This is a genomic window from Romboutsia sp. 13368, from assembly GCF_018336475.1.
In the GTDB taxonomy this organism is placed as follows: Bacteria; Bacillota; Clostridia; order Peptostreptococcales; family Peptostreptococcaceae; genus Romboutsia.
In genome coordinates, this window is the sequence record NZ_CP048741.1 from 1,678,581 (window position 1) to 1,680,539 (window position 1,959).

The 1,959-nt window shown below is 26.0% G+C and carries 1 protein-coding gene and 1 pseudogene; one reads left to right on the top strand and one right to left on the bottom strand.

From position 1 onward, the window contains the following. Window positions 1-301 (bottom strand): annotated as a pseudogene (locus tag G3997_RS06785) (hypothetical protein); the annotation flags it as partial. Between the two features lie 442 nt (window positions 302-743). On the opposite strand from G3997_RS06785, the gene G3997_RS06790 reads away from it, so the two are divergent. Next, complete coding sequence (locus G3997_RS06790) at window positions 744-1,880, top strand: ABC transporter ATP-binding protein (RefSeq protein WP_296644730.1); 1,137 nt, start codon at window positions 744-746, stop codon at window positions 1,878-1,880. Window positions 1,881-1,959 lie beyond the last annotated feature (79 nt).

The following is a 1,959-nucleotide window of genomic DNA, read 5'->3' on the forward strand; positions in this document are numbered from 1 at the left end:
AAACAAGAATTATTTTAAGTCCAACAGTTATAAGTGATTTTAAGAATTTACTAAGAGTTATATCAACATCTTTTTTCTCTAAAACATAAATAAATCTACCAACAAACTTATTAATTAACTTAAACCCAATAGATATTATTAACGCCCCTATTATAAGTTTAAATCCTGTAGTTGCTGTCCACTCTATTAATTTTTCTAATAATGAACTCATTTTTATTTTACTAAAATCTATATGCTCTAAATTTTCAATATTTTTTATAACTTTATCAGTAGCTGCATCTGTATTTTGTGCTAAARACATATATAATCTCCTCCATTTTGTGTCAAATTAACCACTATATTATATATTACAATAGTTATATAACTATGTCTAGAAAATAAAAATTTATTTTTATAGATCAATAATATCATGTTTAAAAGTATTTCTACTACCTTCTATTAAGAAATATTGACTACTTCTTATATAATAAATAGTCATTTTAAGATATATTACCTATCTTAAAAATTTATCTACTTCATTATTATATACTCAAAATTTACTTAACTTCAATTATTAAAGTAGTTATGTGAATAATTTTTTAATTTTTATTTTTCTTATTTAGTAAGTATATTATTAAAATGCCTTTGTAAAATATATACAAAGTTTTTTAGTCAATATAAACATTATAAGGAAAACACTTTTATACTACTATTTATTTATAATTAATTTTAATTAAAATATTTAATAAAAGGGGATAAATATTATGGCAGAGGTAATTTTAAAAAATATATGCAAATCTTATGATAATGGATTTAATGCAGTAAAAAATGTAAATATAGATATAGAAGATAAGGAATTTGTAGTTTTAGTTGGCCCTTCTGGATGTGGTAAATCAACTACCCTAAGAATGATAGCTGGTCTTGAAGATATAAGTGATGGCGAATTATACATAGGAGATAGATTAGTAAATGATGTAGATCCTAAAGATAGAGATATAGCTATGGTTTTCCAAAACTACGCTCTATATCCTCACTTAAGTGTATATGATAATATGGCATTTGCTTTAAAACTTAGAAAAATGCCTAAGGATGAAATAGACAAAAAGGTTCAAGAAGCTGCTAAAATACTTGACTTAAGTCATTTACTAGATAGAAAACCAAAAGCTTTATCTGGTGGTCAAAGACAAAGGGTTGCACTTGGACGTGCTATAGTTAGAAATCCTAAAGTTTTCTTAATGGACGAACCTTTATCAAACCTAGATGCGAAACTTAGAACAGCAATGAGAACTGAGATAACTAAATTACATAAATCACTTGGTACTACATTTATATATGTTACACATGACCAAGTAGAAGCTATGACTATGGCTGATAGAATAGTTGTTATGAAAGATGGTGTAGTTCAACAAATAGATACACCTCAAGATATATATGATACTCCAAATAATATGTTCGTTGCAGGATTTATAGGAGCTCCTCAAATGAACTTTATAGATGTTAAGTTAGTAGAAAAAGATGGAGAAATATATGCACAAAACGATGCTTTAAGTATAAAATTAAATGCTGGTGATTGTGGATGCTTAAAATCTAATGGATATATAGGTAAAGAAGTTGTTTTAGGTATAAGACCTGAAGACATACATATAGAAGATATATTTGTTGATAATAGTTTAGATAGTACTTTTGAAGCTAATGTTGAGCTTGGAGAACTTATGGGTGCAGAGATATATGCTTATTTAAAAGCAGGAAACCATGATATAACTGCAAGATTTGATGGTAGATACAAGTTAAATATAGGAGATAAATTAAAGCTTGCTATGGATAAGCATAGAATTCATATATTCGATAAAGAAACTCAAGTAGCTATAAGAGATGAAAAAATAAAAGTAACTTCAAAATAATTTAAGTTAGTGCTATATTAAAAGAGTAAGGTGATTAATCATCTTACTCTTTTTATCATAATTTTTTGGGGGTAAATTA